Annotated in this window: 18 protein-coding genes; 11 read left to right on the forward strand and 7 right to left on the reverse strand. The window is 70.7% G+C overall.

Annotated features, from left to right (window positions below; genetic code table 11):
- Positions 1–257: 257 nt before the first annotated feature.
- A complete protein-coding gene (locus tag SSP29_RS29120; protein ID WP_089103818.1) occupies positions 258–722 on the forward strand; it encodes a pyridoxamine 5'-phosphate oxidase family protein in 465 nt (154 codons plus the stop codon).
- 24 nt (positions 723–746) lie between these two features.
- Here SSP29_RS29120 and SSP29_RS29125 read toward each other — a convergent pair whose 3' ends face one another.
- Entirely contained in the window at positions 747–1,187 is a 441-nt protein-coding gene (locus SSP29_RS29125) for a pyridoxamine 5'-phosphate oxidase family protein (RefSeq protein ID WP_089103819.1), read from the reverse strand.
- Between the two features lie 406 nt (positions 1,188–1,593).
- Between SSP29_RS29125 and SSP29_RS29130 the strand changes: the two genes are divergently transcribed.
- Positions 1,594–1,974, forward strand: coding sequence for an STAS domain-containing protein (locus SSP29_RS29130; RefSeq protein ID WP_089103820.1), 381 nt, complete (start codon positions 1,594–1,596; stop codon positions 1,972–1,974).
- Positions 1,975–2,016: 42 nt separating this feature from the next.
- Here SSP29_RS29130 and SSP29_RS29135 read toward each other — a convergent pair whose 3' ends face one another.
- Entirely contained in the window at positions 2,017–4,401 is a 2,385-nt protein-coding gene (locus SSP29_RS29135) for a phosphoketolase family protein (RefSeq protein WP_089103821.1), read from the reverse strand.
- A gap of 41 nt (positions 4,402–4,442) precedes the next feature.
- On the opposite strand from SSP29_RS29135, the gene ppk2 reads away from it, so the two are divergent.
- The 8 genes from ppk2 (at position 4,443) to SSP29_RS29180 (ending at position 15,469) form a co-directional block, all read left to right on the forward strand.
- Positions 4,443–5,246, forward strand: a complete 804-nt coding sequence (gene ppk2 / locus SSP29_RS29140) for a polyphosphate kinase 2 (protein ID WP_089103822.1) — start codon at positions 4,443–4,445, stop codon at positions 5,244–5,246.
- A 323-nt stretch (positions 5,247–5,569) separates the two neighbouring features.
- Positions 5,570–7,291 carry a SulP family inorganic anion transporter gene (locus tag SSP29_RS29145; RefSeq protein ID WP_089103823.1) on the forward strand — a complete coding sequence of 574 codons (1,722 nt, stop codon included), beginning with the start codon at positions 5,570–5,572 and terminating at the stop codon, positions 7,289–7,291.
- 196 nt (positions 7,292–7,487) lie between these two features.
- Complete coding sequence (locus SSP29_RS29150; protein ID WP_089103824.1) at positions 7,488–7,952, forward strand: cyclic nucleotide-binding domain-containing protein; 465 nt, start codon at positions 7,488–7,490, stop codon at positions 7,950–7,952.
- Between the two features lie 345 nt (positions 7,953–8,297).
- The gene (locus SSP29_RS29160; protein WP_089103825.1) at positions 8,298–9,002 is read left to right on the forward strand and encodes a response regulator; all 705 of its coding nucleotides are present in this window, start codon (positions 8,298–8,300) and stop codon (positions 9,000–9,002) included.
- A 1,156-nt stretch (positions 9,003–10,158) separates the two neighbouring features.
- A complete protein-coding gene (locus SSP29_RS29165; RefSeq protein ID WP_089103826.1) occupies positions 10,159–12,846 on the forward strand; it encodes an MGH1-like glycoside hydrolase domain-containing protein in 2,688 nt (895 codons plus the stop codon).
- Positions 12,843–14,294, forward strand: coding sequence for an alpha-amylase family glycosyl hydrolase (locus tag SSP29_RS29170; protein ID WP_089103827.1), 1,452 nt, complete (start codon positions 12,843–12,845; stop codon positions 14,292–14,294). The genes SSP29_RS29165 and SSP29_RS29170 overlap by 4 nt, the downstream gene beginning before the upstream one ends.
- A 216-nt stretch (positions 14,295–14,510) precedes the next feature.
- Positions 14,511–14,885: a roadblock/LC7 domain-containing protein gene (locus SSP29_RS29175; protein WP_089103828.1), complete on the forward strand. Its 375-nt coding sequence runs from the start codon at positions 14,511–14,513 to the stop codon at positions 14,883–14,885.
- A 200-nt stretch (positions 14,886–15,085) separates the two neighbouring features.
- Positions 15,086–15,469, forward strand: a complete 384-nt coding sequence (locus SSP29_RS29180) for an ArsR/SmtB family transcription factor (protein ID WP_089103829.1) — start codon at positions 15,086–15,088, stop codon at positions 15,467–15,469.
- Here SSP29_RS29180 and SSP29_RS29185 read toward each other — a convergent pair.
- The 5 genes from SSP29_RS29185 to SSP29_RS29205 form a co-directional block, all read right to left on the reverse strand.
- Positions 15,452–16,348 carry an SCO6745 family protein gene (locus SSP29_RS29185; protein ID WP_089103830.1) on the reverse strand — a complete coding sequence of 299 codons (897 nt, stop codon included), beginning with the start codon at positions 16,346–16,348 and terminating at the stop codon, positions 15,452–15,454. The genes SSP29_RS29180 and SSP29_RS29185 overlap by 18 nt on opposite strands.
- Before the next feature lie 41 nt (positions 16,349–16,389).
- On the reverse strand, positions 16,390–17,142 hold the full coding sequence (locus SSP29_RS29190; RefSeq protein WP_089103831.1) for a cupin domain-containing protein: 753 nt from the start codon (positions 17,140–17,142) through the stop codon (positions 16,390–16,392).
- Positions 17,136–18,062, reverse strand: coding sequence for a DUF6807 domain-containing protein (locus SSP29_RS29195; RefSeq protein WP_089103832.1), 927 nt, complete (start codon positions 18,060–18,062; stop codon positions 17,136–17,138). The genes SSP29_RS29190 and SSP29_RS29195 overlap by 7 nt, the downstream gene beginning before the upstream one ends.
- Positions 18,059–19,177: a Gfo/Idh/MocA family protein gene (locus tag SSP29_RS29200; RefSeq protein WP_089103833.1), complete on the reverse strand. Its 1,119-nt coding sequence runs from the start codon at positions 19,175–19,177 to the stop codon at positions 18,059–18,061. The genes SSP29_RS29195 and SSP29_RS29200 overlap by 4 nt, the downstream gene beginning before the upstream one ends.
- A gap of 256 nt (positions 19,178–19,433) precedes the next feature.
- Positions 19,434–21,404 (reverse strand): carbohydrate-binding protein, encoded by a 1,971-nt coding sequence (locus SSP29_RS29205; RefSeq protein WP_150135122.1) that lies wholly within the window; start codon positions 21,402–21,404, stop codon positions 19,434–19,436.
- Between the two features lie 284 nt (positions 21,405–21,688).
- On the opposite strand from SSP29_RS29205, the gene SSP29_RS29210 reads away from it, so the two are divergent.
- On the forward strand, positions 21,689–22,687 hold the full coding sequence (locus SSP29_RS29210; RefSeq protein WP_089103835.1) for a LacI family DNA-binding transcriptional regulator: 999 nt from the start codon (positions 21,689–21,691) through the stop codon (positions 22,685–22,687).
- The last annotated feature ends 100 nt before the right edge of the window (positions 22,688–22,787 follow it).

Here is a 22,787-nt window from a genome sequence, read left to right on the forward strand (position 1 = left end):
AGTGGGCACCGACCACGCCAGGCACCCGGATCCGGCAAGTCACGGACGCCCCCGCGCAACCCGACGGCGCCCGGCCCGGAACGGGGCATCCGTAACCCGTGTGCCGCCCGTGACAGAAGGGCCGACCGGCCCCGAACAGGTGACCATCGGCACCTGCTCCGGGGCGGGGGCGGGGAGAGACTGGGCCCAGGAGCGGCACCGATCCCCCGCGGCGTCGCTCCGCCCGGGGCACCGACACCGACTCACAGAGACCTGCCATGGCCGACGACGACCGCACGTACGCTGCACCGCCCGCACGCCGGAGCATCGAGCTCGGCAGCGCCGAGGCGCTGCGGCTGCTGGGCAGCGTGTCGCTGGGGCGCATCGTCTTCACCCGGCAGGCGCTGCCCACCGTCCGCCCGGTGAACCATGTTCTGGTGGACGGCGCCATCGTCGTCCGCACCCACGAGCGGGCGGCCCTCACCTCGCACACCCGGCAGGCCCACGGCACGGGGGTCGTCGTCGCCTACGAGGCGGACGACATCGACCCGGTCACCCACCTCGGCTGGAGCGTGGTGGTCACCGGCTACGCCCACCTGGTCACCGACCCGCTCGAACTCGCCCGCTACGAGGCGCTGTCGCTTCCCTGGGTGGACCTGACCATGGAACACACGGTCCGTATCCGCCCCGATCTGGTGACGGGCATCGCCCTGACCGTGGGCGACCAGGCTGACGCCACCTGATCCGGCGAGGGGTACGGCAGAAGGTCAGGAGATCGGATCCAGGCCGTACTGGGAGCGGCCGCCGGTCAGTTCGCGTCCGGTGACCAGCTCCGGCTCGATGCGGACGAAGACCTCCCGCGGGGACGGCACCCAGGACCTGGGGCCGTCACGGACGAGCCGTTCGTGTTCGCCGGGGTCGCCGACCACGGTCGCGCGGCCGGTCACGACGACGCTCCAGCCGGCGTGCGCGACGGCGTCGACCTCGTCGGCCTCGAAGGCGACGACGGCACCGTCGATGGCCCGCACCAGCTCCGAGGCCTCGGACGTGCGCAGCACCACCGCGCCGTCGCGGTCCAGACCGAAGTTGACGGGCAGCACGGCCGGCAGCGCCCGGCGCGTGTGGACGATACGGCCGACCGGCACCCCGGCGAGCAGCCTCAGGCACTCCCGCCGGTCGAGTTCACGGAATCCGTCGTTGGCATACATCGGCCGTCTCGTCTCCCACGTCTCTCACGTCGTACTGCTGGGGGTGCCGTCGGTCTTCGCCGGCCGGCGGCAGTTATCGGGCGCATCGGGACGCGCTGAGGTGCGCTGGGGTGCGCTGCCCGGGGTCTCGGCGGGCGAAGGCCTTCACCTCCTTGCCGGGACCGGAGGCCGACGTCGCCGATGTCGTTGGTGTCGACGGCGTGGCCGGTGGCGCCGGTGCGCCCCGCAGATCCAGCTTGTCCCGGCTCGGTGCGGTGCGCTTGGGCCGTCCGGCCCCGGTCACCCGCCGGACGGGCCCTCGCCCGCCGGAACACGGCGAAGACGGGCCGTTCGGTCCTGCCGCCAGGGAGCCGAGGGGGCCGAACGGCCCTTCCGCGCGACCCGCCTGCTGGACTTCGCTCTGTCCATGGCCGACAACCACACGAGGTCCGTGACGTACCGCACGGCCCGTACCGACGGCGGCGCCACCGTCGTCACCCTGCACGGCGAACTCGACCTCCTGGCGGTTCCGGCCCTCTCCGCGGCCCTCGACGACCTGACGTCCGGTGCGGAGCCCGATCTCGTGCTCGATCTGGGTCCCGTCTCGTTCATCGACTGCTCCGGCCTCAGCCTCCTGTGCCGGGCCCGCAACCGGGTCCGGTACCGCGTCGGCAGACTGCGGCTGGTCACACCGGACGACGACCTCCCCCGGCTGCTGCGCTGCACGGGGCTGGGCGACGCCTTCGAGCTGTATCCCGGCCTCCCCGAGGCCCTCGCCGGCAAGGACGCGCCAGGAGCGGTTGCCTGACCATGCCCCGCCTGCTGCCGGCGGCCGGCGGGGGCCGGGCGGTCAGCCGTTCCAGGTCCAGTCGGCGACCTCGGGCAGGTCGGTGCCGTGGGCGCGGATCCAGGCCTGGTGGCGGGTGCGGGCGTCGGCCATCTGCTGGCGTACACCGGCCGCGCGGACGGCGAGGCCCGGGACCCGGTCGATGACGTCCATGACCAGCCGGTAGCGGTCCAGGTCGTTGCGCACGACCATGTCGAACGGCGTGGTCGTGGTCCCCGACTCCTTGTAGCCGCGCACGTGCAGGTTCTGGTGGCCGGTACGGCGGTAGGCCAGGCGGTGGATCAGCCAGGGATAGCCGTGGTACGCGAAGATCACCGGCTTGTCGGTGGTGAACAGGCCGTCGTACTCGAACTCGCTCATCCCGTGCGGGTGTTCCTCCTTCGGGAGCAGCCTCGTCATGTCGACGACGTTGACCACCCGAACGGCCAGTTCGGGGAGGTTACGACGCAACAACTGAGCCGCGGCCAGCACCTCCTGGGTGGGCACGTCACCGGCACAGGCCAGCACGACGTCGGGCTCGCGGGAGCCGTTCTCGGTGCCGGCCCACTCCCAGATCCCGGCGCCGCGGGCGCAGTGGACACGGGCCTGGTCCATGGACAGCCAGTCGAAGCAGGGTTGCTTGCCCGCCACGATCACGTTCACGTAGTCCCGGCTGCGCAGCGCGTGGTCGGCGACGGAGAGCAGGGTGTTGGCGTCCGGCGGGAGGTAGACGCGGACGACCTCGGGGCTCTTGTTGAGGACGTGGTCGACGAAACCGGGGTCCTGGTGCGAGAAGCCGTTGTGGTCCTGCCGCCAGACATGGGACGTGAGCAGGTAGTTGAGGGAGGGGATGGGCGCCCGCCAGGACAACTGCCTTGAGGTCTTCAGCCACTTGATGTGCTGGTTGACCATCGAGTCGACGATGTGCACGAACGCCTCGTAGCAGGAGAACAACCCGTGCCGGCCGGTCAGCAGATAGCCCTCCAGCCAGCCCTGGCAGAGATGTTCGGACAGGATCTCCATCACCCGGCCGTGGTGTTCGAGGTGCTCGTCCACCGGAAGCCGCTCCGCCTGCCAGGCCTTGCCGCTGACGTCGACGACGGCCTGGAGCCGGTTGGAGGCGGTCTCGTCCGGGCCGACCAGCCGGAAGTCCCGGCGCAGCCGCGTGTCCTTCATGACCCGGGCCAAAAAGTCGCCCAGAACCCGGGTCGGCTCATGCAGGGTCGTGCCCGGCTTGTCGACGGGGACGGCGAACTCGTCGAGGTCGGCCAGCGGCAGGTCACGGACGAGCAGCCCGCCGTTGGCATACGGACTCGCGCCCAGCCGCAGGTCACCCTCGGGGACACAGGCGAGCACGTCGGCGACCGGCCTCCCGTCAGGGCCGAAGAGCTCCTCGGGCCGGTACGAGCGCAGCCACGCCTCCAGCTGCCGCAGATGCCCGGGATTCTCACGGACCCCGGCCAGCGGCACCTGGTGGGCCCGCCAGGTGCCCTCGACGGGCACGCCGTCCACCTCCGCAGGGCCTGTCCACCCCTTCGGCGTGCGCAGCACGATCACCGGCCAGTGCACGCGCTCGGTGACACCGTCCTCGCGTGCCGAGCGCTGCATGACGGCGATCCGGTCCAGCGCGTCGTCCATCGCCACCGCCATGGCGCGGTGGACCTCGATCGGGTCGTCGCCCGTGACGTGAATCGGGTCGTGGCCGTATCCCCGGAGCAGCGAGTCGAGTTCGGCCTCGGGGAGGCGGGAGAGGACGGTCGGGTTGGCGATCTTGTAGCCGTTGAGGTGCAGGATCGGCAGGACGGCACCGTCGTGGACCGGGTCGAGGAACTTGTTGGAGTGCCAGGACGCGGCCAGCGGCCCCGTCTCCGCCTCGCCGTCGCCGATCACGCAGGCCACCAGCAGGTCCGGGTTGTCCAGGGCGGCGCCGTAGGCGTGCGCGAGGGAGTAGCCGAGCTCGCCGCCCTCGTGGATGGAGCCGGGCGTCTCGGGGGCCACGTGGCTGGGCACACCGCCGGGGAAGGAGAACTGCCGGAACAGCCGCCCCATCCCCTCCCCGTCCCGGGACACGTCGGGGTAGGTCTCGCTGTAACTGCCCTCCAGCCAGGAGTTGGCCAGCACGGACGGACCCCCGTGGCCCGGCCCCCATACGCACAGCGCGTCCAGGCCGCGCGCTTTGATCACCCGGTTGAGGTGGGTGTACACCAGGTTCAGGCCCGGCGAGGTGCCCCAGTGGCCCAGCAGCCGGGGCTTGATGTGCTCGGGGCGCAGCGGCTCGGTCAGCAGCGGGTTCGACATCAGATAGATCTGACCCGCGGCGAGGTAGTTGGCGGCACGCCAGTGCGCGTCCAGGGTGCGCAGTTCCGCATCGGACAGTACGGTGGCGTCCTGGTGTTCGACCTTGGACATCGGATGGCTCCATGGGTAGGTCATCGGGCGGTGGAGGCGGCATGGCCGGCAAGAAGGCGGCGGAGCTGCCGCGCAAGGTGTACGAGGCGGAATTGCTTCGCTTGCAGACCGAGTTGGTGAAGCTGCAGGAGTGGGTGCGGGCCACGGGCGCCCGCCTTGTAGTGATCTTCGAGGGGCGGGACGCGGCCGGCAAAGGCGGCACGATCAAACGGGTGACCGAGCACCTCAATCCGCGTATCGCCCGGATCGCGGCGCTGCCGAAACCCACCGAGCGCGAGCGCGGCCAGTGGTACTTCCAGCGGTACGCGGAGCATCTCCCGGCGGCCGGGGAGATCGTGCTGTTCGACCGGTCCTGGTACAACCGGGCCGGCGTCGAGCACGTGATGGGCTTCTGTACGAGGGAGGAGTACCAGCTCTTCCTTCGGCACTGCCCGATCTTCGAGCGGATGCTGGTGGAGTCCGGGATCCTGCTGCGCAAGTACTGGTTCTCGGTGAGCGACACCGAGCAGCAGGACCGGTTCCGCAAGCGCCTCGACGATCCGCTGCGGCGCTGGAAGCTCTCGCCGATGGACCTGGAGTCGATCACCCACTGGGAGGCCTACTCCCGGGCCAAGGACGAGATGCTGGTCCACACCGACGTCACCGAGGCGCCCTGGTACCTCGTGGAGAGCGACGACAAGCGCCGGGCCCGGCTGAACATGATGGCCCACCTGCTGTCGACCGTGCCGTACCACGACGTGCCGCCGCCGGTGCTGGAACTCCCGAAGCGGCCGTCGTCGACCGGCTACGAACGCCCGCCGCGGGATCTGCAGACCTACGTCCCCGACCACGCGGCGAGCCTCTGAGCAGCCGCTCACCGCGGTCACGGCGGCGGTCGCGGCGGCGGTCCAGGGCCGGCCGGCGGACGGCAGGCGGAAGCCGGAGCTCCGGTGCGGGGGCTCGTGCATTGCCATGCCGGTCAATCCCTTCGGGGCGTCGGGGACGGTGCGTGCGATTCCTGACGCCCCTCACTGTGGTGGCGCGGGCCCGCGCGCGCCGGGTGCCGAAGGTCGGTACCCGTTGGGCTGAACGGCCCTGACCGCGAGGCCTGTTGGACGTGCACACGGCGCGTGCCTCGCGGTCCGGCGGGGACCGATGGATTCTGGGATCACCGGAGGAGAGGCGGCGCATGACCCACGGCAGAGGCGGACAACCGGGGTGGCATGGGCTCGTGCCCGGACTCGTCTCGCTGCTCGGCTACCGGCGCGCCTGGCTGAAGGGCGACCTGCTGGCCGGGGTGACCGTCGCCGCGTACCTGGTGCCGCAGGTCATGGCGTACGCCGGGGTGGCCGGGCTGCCCCCGGTCGCCGGCCTGTGGGCGATCCTGCCCGCCCTGGCCCTGTACACGGTGTTCGGCTCCTCACGGCTGCTGTCGGTCGGCCCGGAGTCGACCACCGCGCTGATGACGGCCACCGTGGTCGCCCCGCTCGCCACCGGCGACCCCGGCAGGTACGCCGTGCTGGCGGCCGCCCTCGCCGCCGCGGTCGGCCTGCTCTGCCTGATCGCGCGGGCGGTCCGCCTGGGCTTTCTGGCGGACCTGCTCTCCCGCCCCGTCCTGATCGGCTACCTGGCCGGCGTGGCCCTGATCATGGTGGTGGACCAGCTGCCCAAACTCACCGGAGTGCCGGTTGCGGGAACCGAGTTCTTCCGGCAACTCTGGTCGTTCTTCACACACTTGGGCGAAGCCCAGTCGGCGACCGTGATCTTCGCGGCGGCGACGCTGCTCTTTCTCCTGGTCGTCACGCGGTACTTCCGGGCGCTCCCCGGCCCGCTGCTGGCCGTGGTCCTGGGCACGGCGGCCGTGGTGGCGTTCGACCTCGACGGCCGCTACGGCATCCGGGTCATCGGCACGGTCCCGGCGGGTGTGCCCGCCCTCGCCGTACCGGACCTGACCGAGCTGCCGCGCCTGGTCCTGCCCGCGCTCGGCGTCCTCCTGGTGGCGTACACGGACTTCATCCTCACCGCTCGCGCGTTCGCCGGCAAAGGCCCCGCCGACGGCCCCGGACTCGACGCCGACCAGGAGTTCCTGGCCCTCGGCGCGGCCAACCTCGGGGCGAGCGTCCTGCACGGCTTCCCGGTGAGCAGCAGCGCCAGCCGCACCGCCCTGGCCACCTCGGCCGGGGCGCGCAGCCAGGCGTACTCCCTGGTCGCCGGGGCCCTGGTCCTCGCGGTCCTGCTCTTTCTCAGCCCGCTCCTCACCCGGACGCCCGCCGCGGTGCTGGGTGCCCTGGTCGTCTACGCGGCGACCCGCATGACCGACCTCGCCGGTTTCCGCCGTCTGGCCGCCTTCCGCCGCCGCGAACTGCTCCTCGCGCTCGGCTGCCTGGCCGGGGTCCTCGCCCTGGACATCCTGTACGGCGTGCTGGTCGCCGTCGGCCTGTCGGTGGCCGAACTGCTGACCCGGGTGGCCCGCCCGCACGACGCGGTCGAGGGCCTGGTGCCGGGCGTGGCCGGCATGCACGACATCGACGACTACCCGACCGCCCGCACGATCCCCGGCCTCCTGGTCTACCGCTACGACTCGCCCCTGTTCTTCGCCAACGCCGAGAACTTCCACCGCCGGGCCCTGGCCTCCGTCGACGAACAGACGGAGCCCGTCCGCTGGTTCGTGCTCAACACCGAGGCCAACGTGGAGGTCGACATCACCGCCCTCGACGCGGTCGACGCCCTCCGCCGCGAACTGACCGCGCGCGGCGTCGTGTTCGCCCTCGCCCGGGTGAAGCAGGACCTCCTGGACAGCCTGGAGGCGTACGGCCTCGCGGACGCGGTCGGCCACGACCGCATCTTCCCGACCCTGCCGACGGCGGTGACGGCGTACCGCGAGTGGCTGGCGGCACAGCCGGGGCGGTAGGCCGAGGGCGGCGGTGGGAACGACCGTGCGGAAAGCCGGGCACTCACCGGCCCGAAGGCCCCGGCTCAGGGACGTACCGAAGGTCCCGGGCCGACGGGCCGTTCGGCCCATGCCCGGCCCGGCCGCGGCGCCGCACGCTGGCGGTGCCGGCTCGTAGCGACACGTCCCGTCATCCGTCCCGTCCCGGGAGGCTGCCATGAACGTCCCGTCGACCCTCAGCATGCTCCGTGCTCTGCCGGCCGATCAGCAGCGGCAGCTGATGCGTCATGCCCGGGAGGTCTCCTTCCCGCCGGGAACCCGGCTCTTCGAGGAGGGCGGTCACGCCGACCGGTTCTGGATCATCCGCACCGGCCGCATCGAACTCGACATGCGCGTCCCGGGCCGCCGGGCCGCCGTCATCGAGAGCCTCGGACACAATGAACTGGTCGGCTGGTCCTGGCTGTTCGCACCCCCCGTGTGGCACCTGGGTGCCGAGGCCACCACGCCCGTACGCGCCTACGAGTTCGACGCCGCGACCGTCCTGGCCCTGTGCCGGGAGGATCCGGTGCTGGGCAACGCGGTCAGCCAGTGGGTGGGCCAGGTGCTCGCGCACCGCCTGCGCGCGTCCCGCAAACGGCTGCTGGACCTGTACGCCCCGTACGGCGCCGGCGCGAGCGTCTGACGCCGTCCGAGGGGGTGGCGGAGCTGGGATTCGAGCTGACGTCCGACCCTTCCGGGGAGGCAAGTGGGGCCGGTCGGCCCTAGGGCCTGTCTGACAATTCCCGTCTGCCTCGCGACGCCATGCACGCACTCTCGCCGCACCGGGCGCAGACCCAAGTACGTCCAGTACGAGGGCCTACGCCCGGCACGCCGAGAGCACGCACCTGACGCCGCGAGGCCGCCCTCCGGGCGACGACGGGAATTGTCAGACAGGCCCTAGTACAACCGGCGCCGGCGGACAATGATCCTCATGGGGCAGTCCGCAGTCTGCCCGCCGTCCGGGAGCAGCCGGGGACAAGGGGACGTCATGGCAGAGCCACGCACCTTCTCGGAGCAGGACCCGATCCGCGTCTTCCTGCTCGACGACCACGAGGTCGTCCGGCGCGGCATCACCGACCTGCTCGACGCCGAACCCGACATCACCGTCGTCGGCGACGCCGGCACCGTCCAGCACGCCCTCGCCCGCGGCCCCGCCCTGCGCCCGCACGTCGCCGTCCTCGACGTCCGCCTCCCCGACGGCGACGGCATCACCGTCTGCCGCGAACTGCGCGACCAGATGCCCGACCTCGCCTGCCTCATGCTGACGTCGTTCGACGACGAGGACGCCCTCCTCGACGCGATCATGGCCGGAGCCTCCGGCTACGTCCTCAAGCAGATCAAGGGCTCGGACCTGGTCTCGGCGGTCCGCACGGTCGCCTCGGGCCAGTCCATGCTGGACCCCGCGACCACCGCCCGCCTCATGCGCTCCCTCCGCGCCGACCCCGCCGAGACCCCGTCCACGCCCCCCGAACTGGCGAGCCTCTCCCCCCCCCGCGAACGCGACATCCTCGCCCTCATCGGCGACGGCCTCACCAACCGCGAGATCGGCAAGAAGCTCTACCTCTCCGAGAAGACCGTCAAGAACCACATCTCCCGCCTCCTCGCCAAACTCGGCGTCCAACGCCGCGTCCAGGCCGCCGTCCTCGCCACCCACCTCGAACAACCGGACACCCAGGGCCGACCGGCGAAGTAGGGCACCAGGGCCGGCCCCCGCGCCGCCGGGCCGGTTACCCGGGCCTGCCAGGGACTGTCAGGTGGCTTCGTGGCGCGCGGGGCTCGCTCAGGCGGGTCTGGCGCCGGTCCGCCTCGCGGATGCCACGGTCGTGCCGGCCACTGAGATGAGAGCGGCGCTGCTCCGGTCGGCTGCTCCGAGCGACGGCGCACCCACCTGAGGCTCCAGAATAATGCGTGCGGGTGAATTTCGTGCGCCGGCTCGACGCAATGGGCGCCAACGGGCACAGAGCCAACTTCGCAGGAGAAGCCCATGCCCCCCCGGACGGCCGCCCAAGCGCACCGCACGTACCACCCACGCGACGCCGCGGAGCTGGTGGGGTCGCCACTGGAAAGGCATCTCGGCCTTGCTTTCCGCGATTACCGTCGCAAGTCTGAGCCCATTGATCGTCGAAGCAATCCGCGGAGGCACCAGAGCATTCAAGGACGGCAACAAGAATCCGTTCTCGTGGACAACACAGGTAAACGCGCCGGAGGACGCCGCGTGCAGCAATGCCGTCGTGATCCCCCATGCACACGCCTCTGCACCATCATGGAACGACTGGGATGCCTGGGTGAAACGTGAGGGCGGCGTTCACGCCGACAGAGTCGTTGTCCGGGTCGCCCTGAAGGACGCCCAGAGGTGCCGCATACAACCCCGACGGCGGATGCGGAGGCCTGACAGCGAGATATTTCGGAGTGAATCTTGACAACCGAAATCCAACCGTAGAAACGAAGGCAGGCATCGATGGCAGTCCTGCCGTCAAATTTCCCTATGTAGTCTCCTCGACCGAACCTGAAGTTTTCCTGGTCGCCGTCGAGACCAGGAAATGTGATTGCGAATTTCATCTGGACCTCGACTGGACCAGCGGAGACCGCGAGGGGACCGCCCGGATCCATGACGGAAAGAATCCGTTCCACGTCGTCGGAACGGAGAATCTCCCGACGCACCTCCGGTGGGGCTGAGCATCCGTTCACGCCGGCCGAGCGTTCGAGCCGGGCGGATGCTGTACCTGCGCCCTGAAGACCGGTACCGAAGAGGCTCGTCGAGGGCTCCGACGGCCCGGCCCGCCGCACAATGGTGGCGACCGGGTCCGAGACCTCCGAGTCCGAGTGAAGGTGTCCAGGGAGGGCGTGCCATGACGGAGAACACGGGCGGGGCCGACGCCGAGCGGCTGCGGCTGGCGGAGGCCGACGCCGGCCGGGTGCCGTGGCGGCGGTGGGGGCCGTATCTCAGTGAGCGCCAGTGGGGCACGGTCCGCGAGGACTACAGCCCCGCCGGCGACGCCTGGTCGTACTTCACACACGACCAGGCCCGCTCCCGTGCCTACCGCTGGGGCGAGGACGGCATCGCGGGCGTCAGCGACGACAAGCAGCGGCTGTGCTTCGCGCTCGCGCTGTGGAACGGCCGCGACCCGATCCTCAAGGAGCGGATGTTCGGCCTCACCAACGCCGAGGGCAACCACGGCGAGGACGTCAAGGAGTACTACTTCTATCTCGACTCGACGCCGACCCATTCGTACCTGAAGTTCCTCTACAAGTACCCGCAGGCGGAGTTCCCCTACGACGAGCTCGTGACCGTCAACCGTGACCGCGGGCGCGGCGACTTCGAGTACGAGCTGCTGGACACCGGTGTCTTCGACGAGGACCGCTACTTCGACGTGTTCGTGGAGTACGCGAAGGCCGGTCCCGAGGACCTGCTCGTCGAGATCACCGCGCACAACCGCGGCCCCGACGAGGCCACGCTGCATCTGCTGCCGACGCTGTGGTTCCGGCACACCTGGTCGTGGGCGGGCGGCACCGCGGTGCCCGGCCTGCGGCACACGGACGGCGCGATCCTCGCCGACCACGAGGAACTCGGCACCCACCGGCTGTACTTCGCGGGTGAGACGGAGACCCTCTTCACCGAGAACGACACCGACAACGAGCGGATCTTCGGCAGCCCCAACGCCACCCCCTATGTCAAGGACGGCATCGGCCGGTACGTCGTCCACGGCGAGACCGGCGCCGTCAACCCCGGGCACACCGGCACCAAGGCGTCCGTCCACCATGTGCTCAACGTGCCCGCCGGTGACAGCGCCACCGTCCGGCTGCGTCTGACGCGCGATGAACTCGCCGACCCCTGGGGTGAGTTCGCTCAGGTGCTGGACGCACGCCGGGCCGAGGCCGACTCCTTCTTCGAGGGCGTCGTCCCGGACGGCCTCGGCGCGGACGAGCGGCGGCTGGTACGGCAGGCACTGGCCGGGATGCTGTGGAGCAAGCAGTACTACTACCTCGACGTGGAGCGGTGGCTCGCCGAGCACGGCGTCGATCCGCTCGCCGCCGACCCGCGCGTCCGCAACAGCGCCTGGTACCACATGGTCAACGACGAGATCATGTCGATGCCGGACACCTGGGAGTACCCGTGGTTCGCGGCCTGGGACCTCGCCTTCCACACCATCGCGCTGTCCATGGTCGACATCGGCTTCGCCAAGTCGCAGCTGGAGCTGCTGCTGCGCCGCCTGTATCTGCATCCCAACGGCCAGATCCCGGCGTACGAGTGGAACTTCGGCGACGTCAACCCGCCGGTGCACGCCTGGGCCGTCCTCTTCGTCTACGAACTGGAGAAGCACCGCACGGGCCGCGGTGACCGCGCCTTCCTGGAGAACGCCTTCCAGAAACTGATGAAGAACCTCTCCTGGTGGCTGAACCGGAAGGACGTCGACGGCAACAACGTCTTCCAGGGCGGGTTCCTCGGCCTGGACAACATCGGGGTCTTCGACCGCAGCGCCCCGCTGCCCACCGGCGGCCACCTCGACCAGGCCGACGGCACCGCCTGGATGGCTCTGTACTGCCAGAACCTGCTGGAGATCGCGGTCGAGCTGGCCGCCGACAACCCGGTGTACATCGAGCAGGCCCAGACGCTGTTCGAGCACTTCGCGTGGATCGCCGTCGCCATGAACCGCATCGGCAAGGACAACGCGAGTCTGTGGGACGAGGAGGACGGCTTCTTCTACGACGTGCTGCGGCTGCCCGACGGCAGCGCGACCCCGCTGCGGGTGCGCTCCCTGGTCGGTCTGATCCCGCTGGTCGCGACCAGTGTGGTCGGCGCCTGGACCGACCGCCGGTTCCCCGAACTCGTCGAGGGGGCAAAGGAGTTCGTGCGACGGCATCCGGCCGTCGAGGGCCTGGTCGCCTCCCGTCCCGTCCTCGGGTCCGGCGCGGAGGGGCGGCACCTGTTCGCGCTGTTCGACGAGGAGCGGCTGCGCCGGATCCTGGCCCGCATGCTCGACGAGGAGGAGTTCCTCGGCCCGCACGGCATCCGCTCCCTGTCCCGCCACCATGCGGCGCACCCCTACACGTTCGAGGTGCACGGGGAGACGTACGGCGTCGGCTATCTGCCCGCCGAGTCCGACTCTGGCATGTTCGGCGGGAACTCCAACTGGCGCGGCCCGGTGTGGTTCCCGGTCAACATCCTGCTGGTCCGCGCCCTGCTGAACCTGCACGCCTACCACGGTGACGGCTTCACCGTGGAGTGCCCGACCGGCTCCGGACGGCAGCTGAACCTGTACGAGGTCGCCCGCGAGATCTCCGGCCGGCTCACCTCGACCTTCCTGAGCAACGACGACGGCCACCGACCGGTGCACGGCTCCCAGCCCAAGTTCGCCAAGGACCCGCACTGGAAGGACCTGATCCTGTTCTACGAGTACTTCCACGGCGACAACGGCGCCGGTCTCGGCGCCTCCCACCAGACCGGCTGGACCGGGCTTGCCGCGGTCACCGCCACCCTGTTCCATGTCGTCGGCGCGGGAGACTGGGGCGCCCTGCGCGAGGAGCCGCTGTCATGACGGTGATCTACGAGATCAACACCCTGGTGTGGCTGGGCGAGTTGAGCGGACGGTACGGGCGTCCTGTCACCCTCGGGGACGTTCCCGGCGAGGTCTGGGACGAGGTCGCACGGCCGGGCATCGACACCGTCTGGCTGATGGGCGTCTGGCAGCGCAGCCCGGCCGGGCTGCGGATCGCCCTGCACAACGAGGAGTTGCTCGCCTCCTTCCGCGAGGCGCTGCCCGACCTCACCGAGGCCGACATCGCCGGATCCCCGTACTGCGTAAGGGACTACGTGGTCGACGACGCCCTCGGCGGTCCGGAGGGGCTGGCCGCGGCCAGGGCCGGACTCGCCGCGCGCGGAGTACGGCTGATCCTGGACTACGTCCCCAATCACGTCGCCCCCGACCACCCCTGGCTCGCCGAACGGCCGGACTGCCTGGTCCAGGGCACACCGGACGACCTGGCCCGCGCGCCGGAGGCGTTCCTGGAGGCCGGCGGGACGGTGTTCGCCCGGGGCCGTGACCCCTACTTCCCGCCCTGGCCGGACGTGGTCCAGCTGAACGCCTTCAGCGAGCGGCTCCGGGAAGCGACGGTCGACACGCTGGTGTCGATCGGCGACCAGGCCGACGGCGTGCGCTGCGACATGGCGATGCTGCCGATGAACGACGTGTTCGCCAAGACCTGGGGCGACCGGGCGGGGCAGGTCCCCGCCCTGGACTTCTGGCCGTACGTCATCCGCCGGGTGCGGGAGCGCCACCCCGGTCTCCTCTTCGTCGCGGAGGCGTACTGGGATCTCGAAGGGGCCCTCCAGCAGCAGGGCTTCGACCACTGCTACGACAAGCGGCTCTACGACCGTCTGGTCCACGAGGACGCCGGCTCCGTCCGCGCCCATGTGCAGGCCGGTCTCGGCTACCAGCGCGGACTCGTCCGGTTCCTGGAGAACCACGACGAACCCCGGGCCGCCGCCACCCTGCCGGGCGACAGGGAACGGGCGGCCGCCGTGGCCGTGGCCACCCTGCCCGGCGCGACCCTCTGGCACGAGGGCCAGTTCGAGGGCCGCCGGGTGCGCCCGCCCGTGTTCCTCTCGCGCCGGCCCGAGGAACCGGCCGATGTGTCCCTGCGCGACTTCCACACCCGTCTCGTGGCCGCCGTGGCCCCCGTACGCGACGGTGACTGGGAGCTGCTGGACTGCACCGGCTGGCCGGACAACGACACCCACCGCAACCTGCTCGCCTGGTCCTGGACCACCGCCCGGGAACGCACCCTGGTGGTGATCAACTACTCGGGGCAGCCCGCCCAGGGGCGGGTTCCCCTGCCCTGGGACGAGTTGCGCGGGCGCTCCTGGCGACTGACCGGGCTGCTGGACGACAGCGGCTACGACCGGGCGGGCGACGAACTGGTCGACCCGGGCCTGTTCGTGGCGCTGGACCCCTGGGGCCGGCACCTGCTCTCGCTCCCCCGGTAGCCGACGGACGGCCCTCGGGGCGGAGCTTCAACTTCGCCCACTCTCGCACCAGTTTCCGTCGCTCGAACGAACGAAGGGTGCAGCTATTCGACCATCATGCGTCAGACACGGAGACGCGGTCCCGGCGCCGCTCCCCTCGGCCTACGGTCCGTGCATCGGACGGGGACGTCGAGAGCCGGTCCCGTCGCAACCGACACCCGAAGGGGAGGCGCCGTCATGGCGAGCGTGGAAGTGTCGATGAAGGAAATGATGACCGCGGTCGAGGGGGCTCTGGGAGTCGCGGTCGTCGACTACACCAGCGGCATGGCGCTGGGAACGATGGGCGGGGGCAAGGACCTCGACCTGACGATCGCCGCGGCCGGGAACACGGACGTCATCCGGGCCAAGGTGCGCACGATGGAACAGCTGGGCCTCAAGAGCCGGATCGAGGACATCCTCATCACCCTCGAACGGCAGTATCACCTCATCCGTCTGATCACCGGCCGCAGCGGGAACGGGCTGTTCCTCTACCTGGTTCTGGACAAGGAGCGCTCGAACCTCGCCATGGCCCGTCACCAGCTCAAGCGGGTCGAGGAACAGCTCGAGGTCTAGGGGCGATCCGGAGTCCGGGGTTTCGTGCGCCCACAATGTGAAAACTTCTTCAAGTGACCACATCAGCATGATTCCAATTCATGCCTGCACAGGGCCCCGGGCGGCAAGGATCGGCTGTGACAGGCCGATGCGGCGGTGTCGCAAGGCACCGCCGCACCCCGACATCCCCTCCCGATCCGACCGGCAGAGAGCGAGCGGTCATGCAAGTCCCCCTCTACCAGGCCAAGGCGGACTTCTTCCGCATGCTCGGGCACCCCGTACGGATCAGGGTCCTGGAACTGCTCCAGCACGGGCCGGTCCCGGTACGAGACCTGCTCGCCGACATCGAGATCGAGCCGTCCAGCCTTTCGCAGCAGTTGGCCGTCCTTCGCCGGTCCGGCATCGTGGTGTCCATCCGGGAGGGTTCCACCGTCAGCTACGCACTGGCCGGCGGCGATGTCGCCGACCTCCTGCGGGCGGCCCGCCGTATCCTCACCGAGCTGCTCAACGGGCAGAACGTGCTCCTCGCCGAACTGCGGCAGGCCGACGCGTCCGCCTCGCCCCTGTCCGCCGGCAACCCGGTGAGTTCAAGGATGGTCAAGTGACTCGCGCAGGTCGAGTCCCATGGGATTGTCGAAGGGAATGTCGCCTTCGCGCACCACGGCGTGCGTCAGCGGGCGCAGGAGCCGGGTGAGTTCGTCGGTCTCGCTGGTGGTCAGCGCCTCGTAGGCGGTGGCCGCCAGTCGGTCGGTTCGTTCCTCGATCTGCTCCTTGAGCCGGTGTCCGCGCCGGGACAGCTGGTCGTCCTCCAGGAGCCCTCTCTGTCGGAGGGCGTCCTGTCTCGATGTCCACTCCGCTTCGTCGAAGTCGCGTGCCGGCCTGTAGACATCGAGCGGGATCCCGCTCGCGGTCGCGTGGAGGACGTGTGACTCGCGGCCGGCGATCCCGGCGGCGACCAGAGCCGCGACATGACCGTCGCCGCGGTGTTCACGAAGAAGCGTCGCGGCGTGCCACAGCTGGGCAAGGGGCTCCTGAGGCACCGGCAGGGAGCGGTTGGCGGCGAAGAGGGCGCGGCCTTCGAAGGGAGCCGATCGAGCGGCACGCAAGGCGAGCTCTGCCGCCCTGGCCACCTCCGCGCCGTCGGCTGCGGGGCCGAGTGCCCGGCGAAGCGCACGTACCGATCCTCGTACCCGCGCTTCGAGGGCCTCGTTCGGCGGAGCGAAGCTCCAGGCCGCCGACAGGGCGCGGCTCACCCGCTCGTAGGCGAAGTTGTAGAAGAGCGCATGCACCACGTCGGCTCCGGCACTGCCCAGGGGAGCGGCCCGTCCGGCGAAGTAGCCCATCCAGAAACCGCGGTAACCCGCGGCCCTGAACTCCTCCAACGGCTCCGGAGCGAAGTAGACGACGGCGTGGATCGGCTCTAGCAGCCGCCACAGGTCCCGGGCGACGCCACCCCGGGCCGGCCTCGATGCTGGTACTGACATGGCACCCTTCTACGCCTCGATCGGGGGCTGTGTCCCGCGGATCAGGGGGCGCTTCTCATCCTGAGCAGGTTGTACTCGTCGCGGCGGCCGCACATCCCGAACCCCCCGAGCCGCGTGGGCGCGGTCTCGTACGCGGTCGCCTCGCCGAGGTACGCCGGCTCGCCGGCCAGCAGCGCGTCGAGCTGGGCGCCGGTGCGCTCGGCGGCGGCCAGCGCACCGGCCCGCCACAGTTCGCGCCAGCGCGGCACCTTCGCACGCACCAGCCGGGCGGCGGCCCGCTGGAACTCGGCGTACGGTCCGTCGTCCCCGGCGACCAGCGCCTCGCGCAGGCCGAGGTAGCCCTCGACGGCGAGGTCCCGGCGCCTGAGGGCGGCTTCCTCGGCCTCGATTCCCGTACCGGGTGGCAACGTTGCCACGGCCGCGTACCGCTCCGGGTCGGCGAGGACCTCGGGCGGGAAGGTGAAGACGGCGTCCCCGGCTTCCGGCAGCCCGCTGTTCTGCATCAGCACGGTGATACGCAGATCGCCGCCCTGCACCATCCGGTGCACGGTGCCCGGGGTGAACCAGGCGACGGATCCGGGCTCCAGCGGGATGTCCCGGTAGCCGTCCGGGCTGAGGGTCTGCACGGCACCCCGGCCGCCGGTGACGACGTACGCCTCCGTGCACACCAGATGCAGATGCGGGCTGCCGCCGCAGACGCCGTCGGCGGCCTCCCAGTCGTAGGCGCTGAGGTGGGACAGGCCGATGGCACCGGGGAGCGGGTGCGGGAGGGCGGGCTTGGGGGTGTTCACCACGGCAGGCCCTCCAGGTGCGCGGCGACGCGGTCGGCGTCCCAGGCGCCGTCGGCGAAGACGATCCGGTAGCGGTAGGCGAAGGACTCGCCCGGCGACAGTTCGAACTCCTCGAAGAACGCCCAGGAGAACGCGGCCGTGGGGATCGGTTCGGCGCGCACGAACCAGTGCGACTCGTGGATCGGCGTCCGTCCGTCGAGGTTCTCGGGGGCGTGGGCGAAGACGATCGTGGAGTGCCCGTCCGCCTCGTCGTGCTCGGCGGTGTACGCCAGCCAGGGGCCCTGGGTGCCCATCAGCTTCTCGGCACCGGTGACGGAGTCCGGGCCGAACGCGGTCCCGCCGGTGAAGTCACGGGGCCCGCGCCACTGCAGTCCGGTGTAGCCGGCCATCTCGCGGCCTTCGGTGGTGGGGGAACCGAAGGTCAGCGGCTCGGCGCGGACGTTGGTGAGATGGATCGACCAGTCGAGCGCCCAGGCGCCGGCCCCCTCGTCGACGAAGTGGACGGTGAGCCCGCGCACCTCCCGCGCCCACTCGGCGCCGCCGTTCTCCACCCAGGTCAGCCGCTCGGTGAAGGCGAACCGGTCGTCCGCGACGGCGAACTCGGTGAAGCCGTCGTGCCGCATCGAGCCGACGCGCTCCGGCAGCACCTGGTAACCCTGGCCGTGGACATAGGTGTTGCCGCCCCAGAAGTTCTGCCCGGACAGATGGCTGGCCGTCATCTGGAGGCCCTTGTGCCAGCGGTGGTCGCTCGGCCGGTAGCCGGTGACGGTCCGGCCCGCGAGGGTGCGCACCGGGTGGGCGTACGGCTTGCGCGCCTCGTACGCCTCGGGGTCGGGGCGGTAGACGTAGCGGAGGATCTCGGTGCCGTCCGGTACCGCGACGGCGATGTGCTCGCCGTGGACGTGGCTGACGCGGATCCTCATGCGCGCTCCTCGGTGGGGGCCCAGTGGGGGTGGTCGCCGTGCATGGCTGCGTAGTAGGGGTCGCCGGGGCCGATCTCGCCCGCGTGCACGGGGCGGCCCGTGAACGCCGACTTGTAGAGCGCGGCGGCGAATTCGAGGGTGGCGCGGGCGTCCGGGCCGCTGCCCGGCGGCCTTGCGCCGTTGTCGAGGGCGTCGAGGAGGGCGCCGAGCTGGGCGGTGTGCGAGCTGGGCACGTCCGCGTCGGGGGTACGCCAGGCGGCGGCGCGGTCGGCGGGGACGTGCGGGGCCGGGGTGTAGACCCAGTCCTCGTTGCGGTGCCCGTAGAGGTGGGTGAGCTCGACGGTGGCGTCCGCGCAGTCGACGCGGATGCGGCTCACCTCGTGCGGGGACAGCACGCTGTTGACAACGGTGGCGAGCGCGCCGTTCGCGAAGCGGACGAGGGCGGTGGAGACGTCCTCGCTCTCGGTGTCGTGGACCAGGCGGGCCGCCATGGCCCGGATCTCCGTCCACGGGCCGAGCAGGTGCAGCAGCAGGTCGTACTGGTGGATGCCGTGACCCATGGTCGGGCCGCCGCCCTCGCCGGCCCAGGTGCCGCGCCACGGTACGGCGTAGTAGGCGGCGTCCCGGTGCCAGGTGGTCTGGCAGTGCGCGACCAGCGGGGCGCCCAGCGCGCCGCCGGTGATCAGCTCGCGGGCGTGCACGGCGCCGGAGCCATAGCGGTGCTGGAAGACTACGGGGGCGTAGCCGCCGGAGGCCTCCTCGGCGGCGGCGATCTCGTCATACTCGGCGAGGGACAGGCACAGGGGCTTCTCGCACAGCACCCAGGCACCTGCCTTGAGCGCGGCGACCGTCTGCTCGCGGTGCAGTGAGGGGGGTGTGCCGATGAGGACGAGGTCGGGGTGTACGGCGTCCAGCAGGGCGTCGACGGAGGTGTACCCGGCGACCTCGCCGCCGGCGAGTTCCCGGAAGGCGTCGAGGCGGCCCTGGTCGACGTCGACCGCGGCGACCAGTTCGGCGCGGTCGGCATGGGCGGTGAGGGCGGGCAGATGACTGCCGCTGACGATCGCGCCGGTGCCGATCACGGCGACGCGGCGGCGGTTCTGGTGGGGGGACATGCGGTCCTCCTGGGAGTGCCGGGACCAAGACACTGAGAAAGCGCTTGCTCTCGGAGGGACCCTAGATCCGGAGGAATGTCAGGACAACCCCCCGCGCAGCGTTGGCGGAAAGAAGCTCTTGGAGAGGTCTTGTGCCTCTTTGTCCGCGTCCGGGCATGGATGGCCGGCCGTCCGGTGGCGGACGGCCGGCGGTCTGTGCGGACCGGGACGCGCGGATGCGCAGGCGGCCCGGCCCGGTCGTGGCGGGGGTGGCGGGTCAGTCGCCCACCTGCACCACCACCGTCGCCCCGGCGCGCACGGTCGGCGTGGCGTAGGTGTACGTCACGCCGTTCACCGTCTTGGTGCGCGCTCGCTGCGGGACGCCGTCGACCTTGATCTTCTTGTGGACGCCGGGGAAGCGGGCCTCCCAGTGGTAGGCGCCGCTGCGCGCGTTGTCGGTCAGCGTGGTCTTCGTCGTGCCGTCGTGCCGGACGGTGATGGTGTCCTTGCCGATGGGGACGTCCGCCGCCTGGAGCCAGTCCATGCCGGAGGGCAGCCGGGACTGGGTGGTCACCGTGCGGTCCGCGGCGTCCGGCGCGATGCCCATCAGGCCCTGGACGGTCTGGCTGACCAGGGTGAAGGACACCTCGGGGTAGTCGCCGTCGGGGCCCTGGCTGGAGTTGACGTGCTGGATGTCCCGCTCGCCGTAGATCTTCTTCATCCACGCCCAGGCCGTGTCGTTGCGGTTGTTGTTGAAGAACATGTCGGGCAGGTACGTCGTGGACTCGATGTTGGGCGAGCCCTGCGGTCCCAGTTCCTGCGCCTCGATGTAGTCGAGGTAGGCGTCGTTGCGCGGGCCTGGGTCGATGATCTGCTTCATCGGCATGAAGACGCTGTTCTCCTTGCCCCAGCCGGTGACCGGGGTGCCGGAGACGGTGTAGGCGCGGACCATGTCGGCGCCGCTTCCGGTGCCGCTCCAGGTGTCGTTGAAGTACTTCTTCAGGTCGGCGGCCCGCTTGTCGTACGTCCTGGCGAGCCTGGTGTCGCCCTTGCCGCGGGCGAGCACGGCCATCGCCAGATACGCCTGGTACTCGGTGGCGATGGTGTCCCCGGCCTCGGCGAGGTCGTCGCCGTCCTGCTCGTTGTAGCTGGCGGCGCCGGCGAAGATGCCCTGGCCGGTGCCCTCGGCGACCTTGACCTTGCCGTTGTCCTTCGCGGAGTTGTGCAGGTCGATGAACTGGTCGGTGGCGTGCCGGTAGAAGTCCCAGAGCACCGGGTCGTCGACGTACCTGCGGTCGCCGGTCCAGAGGTAGGCCTGGGCGGCCTTCTCGACGAGTTCGAAGACGGCCGGCACCTCGCGCACGAAGTTGTCCGGGCTCTTGTAGTCGATGCTCAGGTACGTCTTGGCGTCGAAGTTGAGGGACCACACGGGAAAGTACTTGTGCTCGGCGGTGGCCGACGCCGCGTAGGAGCGGAGCATCGTCTCGTTCTCGGTGTCGAGGCCGAGGAGGTGGGCGCCGGCGAGCTGGTGGGTCATGTCCCGGGAGTAGTAGGCGCTGCGGTTGGCGTATCCGGCCCAGTAGGTGGGCTCGTACGTCGCGGTGCCGGTGCCGCCGGTCTGGTACTCGTCGACGTTGACCGGGCCGGTGGTGCCGGGCAGCTGCACCCAGCTGTTGGCCTTCTTCTTGGCCCAGGCGAACATCTCGGCGACCTCGGGGTCCGAGGAGGTGACCTCGGGGTCGGCGGGCGCGGCCGGCGAGATCATCAGGTCGTCGGCGTTCACCCAGGCGCTGCCGGAGCCGAAGGCGATCTCCAGCCGGTCGCCGGTCCTCAGCCGGACGTTGCTGATGGTGTACCTGGCGTAGCCGGCGTGCTGCGGCAGCTCGACCGTGCCGACGGTCTCGCCGTTGCGCCGGATCGTGTACGTGCCGCCGGTCCCGGCGCTGCCGATCCACGCGGAGAAGTCGTAACTGCCGTCACGGGGCGCGACGATGGTCTGTTCGGCGGTCTTGCCCGCGCCGGCGTCGAGGTAGAGGAAGCGGGTTCCGCCGTGGCGGTTGCCGGTGCCGACGCCGGTGCCCGGGCCGAAGGTCCAGCCCTCCCCGCCGTTCTCGAAGCCCGGGTCGCTGATGGCGAGTTGGGGGGCGGCGGTGGCGCCGGTGCCGGGCGCCGCCGAGGCCGACAGCGCGGGGGCCGTCGACATGAGGAGGGCAACAGCGGTGAGCAGCACGGGTCTTGAGGGCTTCATCGGGACTCCCGGTCTTCGGTGACGGCGGGTGGGGCGGCCGAGTGGCCGCAAGCTAGCAGGGGCCGATGAGGCGGTTCAATGGTCATGCGGTAGAAACATGCAAGACACGCAGTTCGCATGCGATCTGAAATAGAAGTAATGATTGAAAGTTTTCAACTGCACCTTGCAAGTCGGACAGAGCGCTTGCTAGCTTCCAGCCCGTCACACCTTCGTCATGTATGACCGTCCGTGACGAGCGGGCACGTATCATCGACGGCTGGCCCACGGGTGACGGAGGGAACCGCATGAAGGTCGGCATCACCGAGGTCGCGGTCCGGGCGCAGGTGAGCGAGGCCACGGTCAGCCGTGTCATCAACCGGCGCCAGGGCGTGTCGCGCAAGACCCGCGAGGCGGTCGAACAGGCGATGGCCGACCTGGGGTACGAGCGGCAGACACAGGGGCACCTCGTCGCGGTCATCACGGAACTGGTGTCCAACCCGTTCTTCGCCGACGTCTGCGAGCGGATCGAGTCCACCCTCGCTCCGCACGGGCTGAAGACGATCCTGTGCCCGTGCTTCCCCGGCGGAGTACAGGAGCTGGACTTCCTGACGTCCCTCGCCGACCGGGGTGTCGCCGCCGTCGTCTTCCTCTCCGCCAGCAACACGATCGAGGGCGCGGACCCGCAGGCGTACGAACTGCTGCGCTCCCGCCGGATCCCGTTCGTCGGGGTCAACGGCCAGTTCGAGGGCGGTGACGAGGCGCCGGTCTTCTCCACCGACGACCTGCTGGCCGCCGAACTCGCCGTCGACCACCTCCACCGGCTCGGTCACCGCCGGATCGGCATGGCGTCGGGCCCGGTCGGCAACCGTCCGGCCGACCGCCGGGTCAGCGGCTTCGTCTCCTCGCTCGCCCGGCGCGGCGTCGAGGACCCGGAGCAGTGGGTGGTCCGGCAGTCGTACACCGTCGAGGGCGGCCAGTCCGCCGCGATCTCGCTGCTCGGCCGCGGCGCCACGGCCATCGTGGCCGCCAGCGACTACATGGCGCTGGGCGCGATCCGCGGCGCGCGCCGCCAGGGGTACGACGTCCCGGGCGATGTGTCGGTGGTGGGCTACGACGGCGCCATGATCATGGACTTCGTCGACCCTCCGCTCACCACGGTCCGCCAGCCGGCCGACCGCCTGGCCTCGGAAGTGGCGCGCAGCGTCATCGCCCTGGTCGGCAACCGTGACGTCCCCGTCGGCGAACTCCTCTTCGACCCCGAACTGGTGATCCGCGCGAGCACGGCGCCGCCGAAGAAGGAGTAGGCGGATCGGGTCTCCCCCGACTCATCGGATCTGTAGGCACTGATCACGTAACTCACGCACCTCGCACGTCAGAAGTGCCCAGGTGGTGGACGACCATGGG

It is taken from the genome of Streptomyces hyaluromycini (assembly GCF_002217755.1).
Taxonomy (GTDB): domain Bacteria; phylum Actinomycetota; class Actinomycetes; order Streptomycetales; family Streptomycetaceae; genus Streptomyces; species Streptomyces hyaluromycini.

Coding starts and splice junctions, on each gene's coding strand:
- SSP29_RS29120 (WP_089103818.1), top strand. CDS start 258: ATGGCCGACGACGACCGCACGTACGCTGCACCGCCCGCACGCCGGAGC.
- SSP29_RS29125 (WP_089103819.1), bottom strand. CDS start 1,187: ATGTATGCCAACGACGGATTCCGTGAACTCGACCGGCGGGAGTGCCTG.
- SSP29_RS29130 (WP_089103820.1), top strand. CDS start 1,594: ATGGCCGACAACCACACGAGGTCCGTGACGTACCGCACGGCCCGTACC.
- SSP29_RS29135 (WP_089103821.1), bottom strand. CDS start 4,401: ATGTCCAAGGTCGAACACCAGGACGCCACCGTACTGTCCGATGCGGAA.
- ppk2 (WP_089103822.1), top strand. CDS start 4,443: ATGGCCGGCAAGAAGGCGGCGGAGCTGCCGCGCAAGGTGTACGAGGCG.
- SSP29_RS29145 (WP_089103823.1), top strand. CDS start 5,570: ATGACCCACGGCAGAGGCGGACAACCGGGGTGGCATGGGCTCGTGCCC.
- SSP29_RS29150 (WP_089103824.1), top strand. CDS start 7,488: ATGAACGTCCCGTCGACCCTCAGCATGCTCCGTGCTCTGCCGGCCGAT.
- SSP29_RS29160 (WP_089103825.1), top strand. CDS start 8,298: ATGGCAGAGCCACGCACCTTCTCGGAGCAGGACCCGATCCGCGTCTTC.
- SSP29_RS29165 (WP_089103826.1), top strand. CDS start 10,159: ATGACGGAGAACACGGGCGGGGCCGACGCCGAGCGGCTGCGGCTGGCG.
- SSP29_RS29170 (WP_089103827.1), top strand. CDS start 12,843: ATGACGGTGATCTACGAGATCAACACCCTGGTGTGGCTGGGCGAGTTG.
- SSP29_RS29175 (WP_089103828.1), top strand. CDS start 14,511: ATGGCGAGCGTGGAAGTGTCGATGAAGGAAATGATGACCGCGGTCGAG.
- SSP29_RS29180 (WP_089103829.1), top strand. CDS start 15,086: ATGCAAGTCCCCCTCTACCAGGCCAAGGCGGACTTCTTCCGCATGCTC.
- SSP29_RS29185 (WP_089103830.1), bottom strand. CDS start 16,348: ATGTCAGTACCAGCATCGAGGCCGGCCCGGGGTGGCGTCGCCCGGGAC.
- SSP29_RS29195 (WP_089103832.1), bottom strand. CDS start 18,062: ATGAGGATCCGCGTCAGCCACGTCCACGGCGAGCACATCGCCGTCGCG.
- SSP29_RS29200 (WP_089103833.1), bottom strand. CDS start 19,177: ATGTCCCCCCACCAGAACCGCCGCCGCGTCGCCGTGATCGGCACCGGC.
- SSP29_RS29205 (WP_150135122.1), bottom strand. CDS start 21,404: ATGAAGCCCTCAAGACCCGTGCTGCTCACCGCTGTTGCCCTCCTCATG.
- SSP29_RS29210 (WP_089103835.1), top strand. CDS start 21,689: ATGAAGGTCGGCATCACCGAGGTCGCGGTCCGGGCGCAGGTGAGCGAG.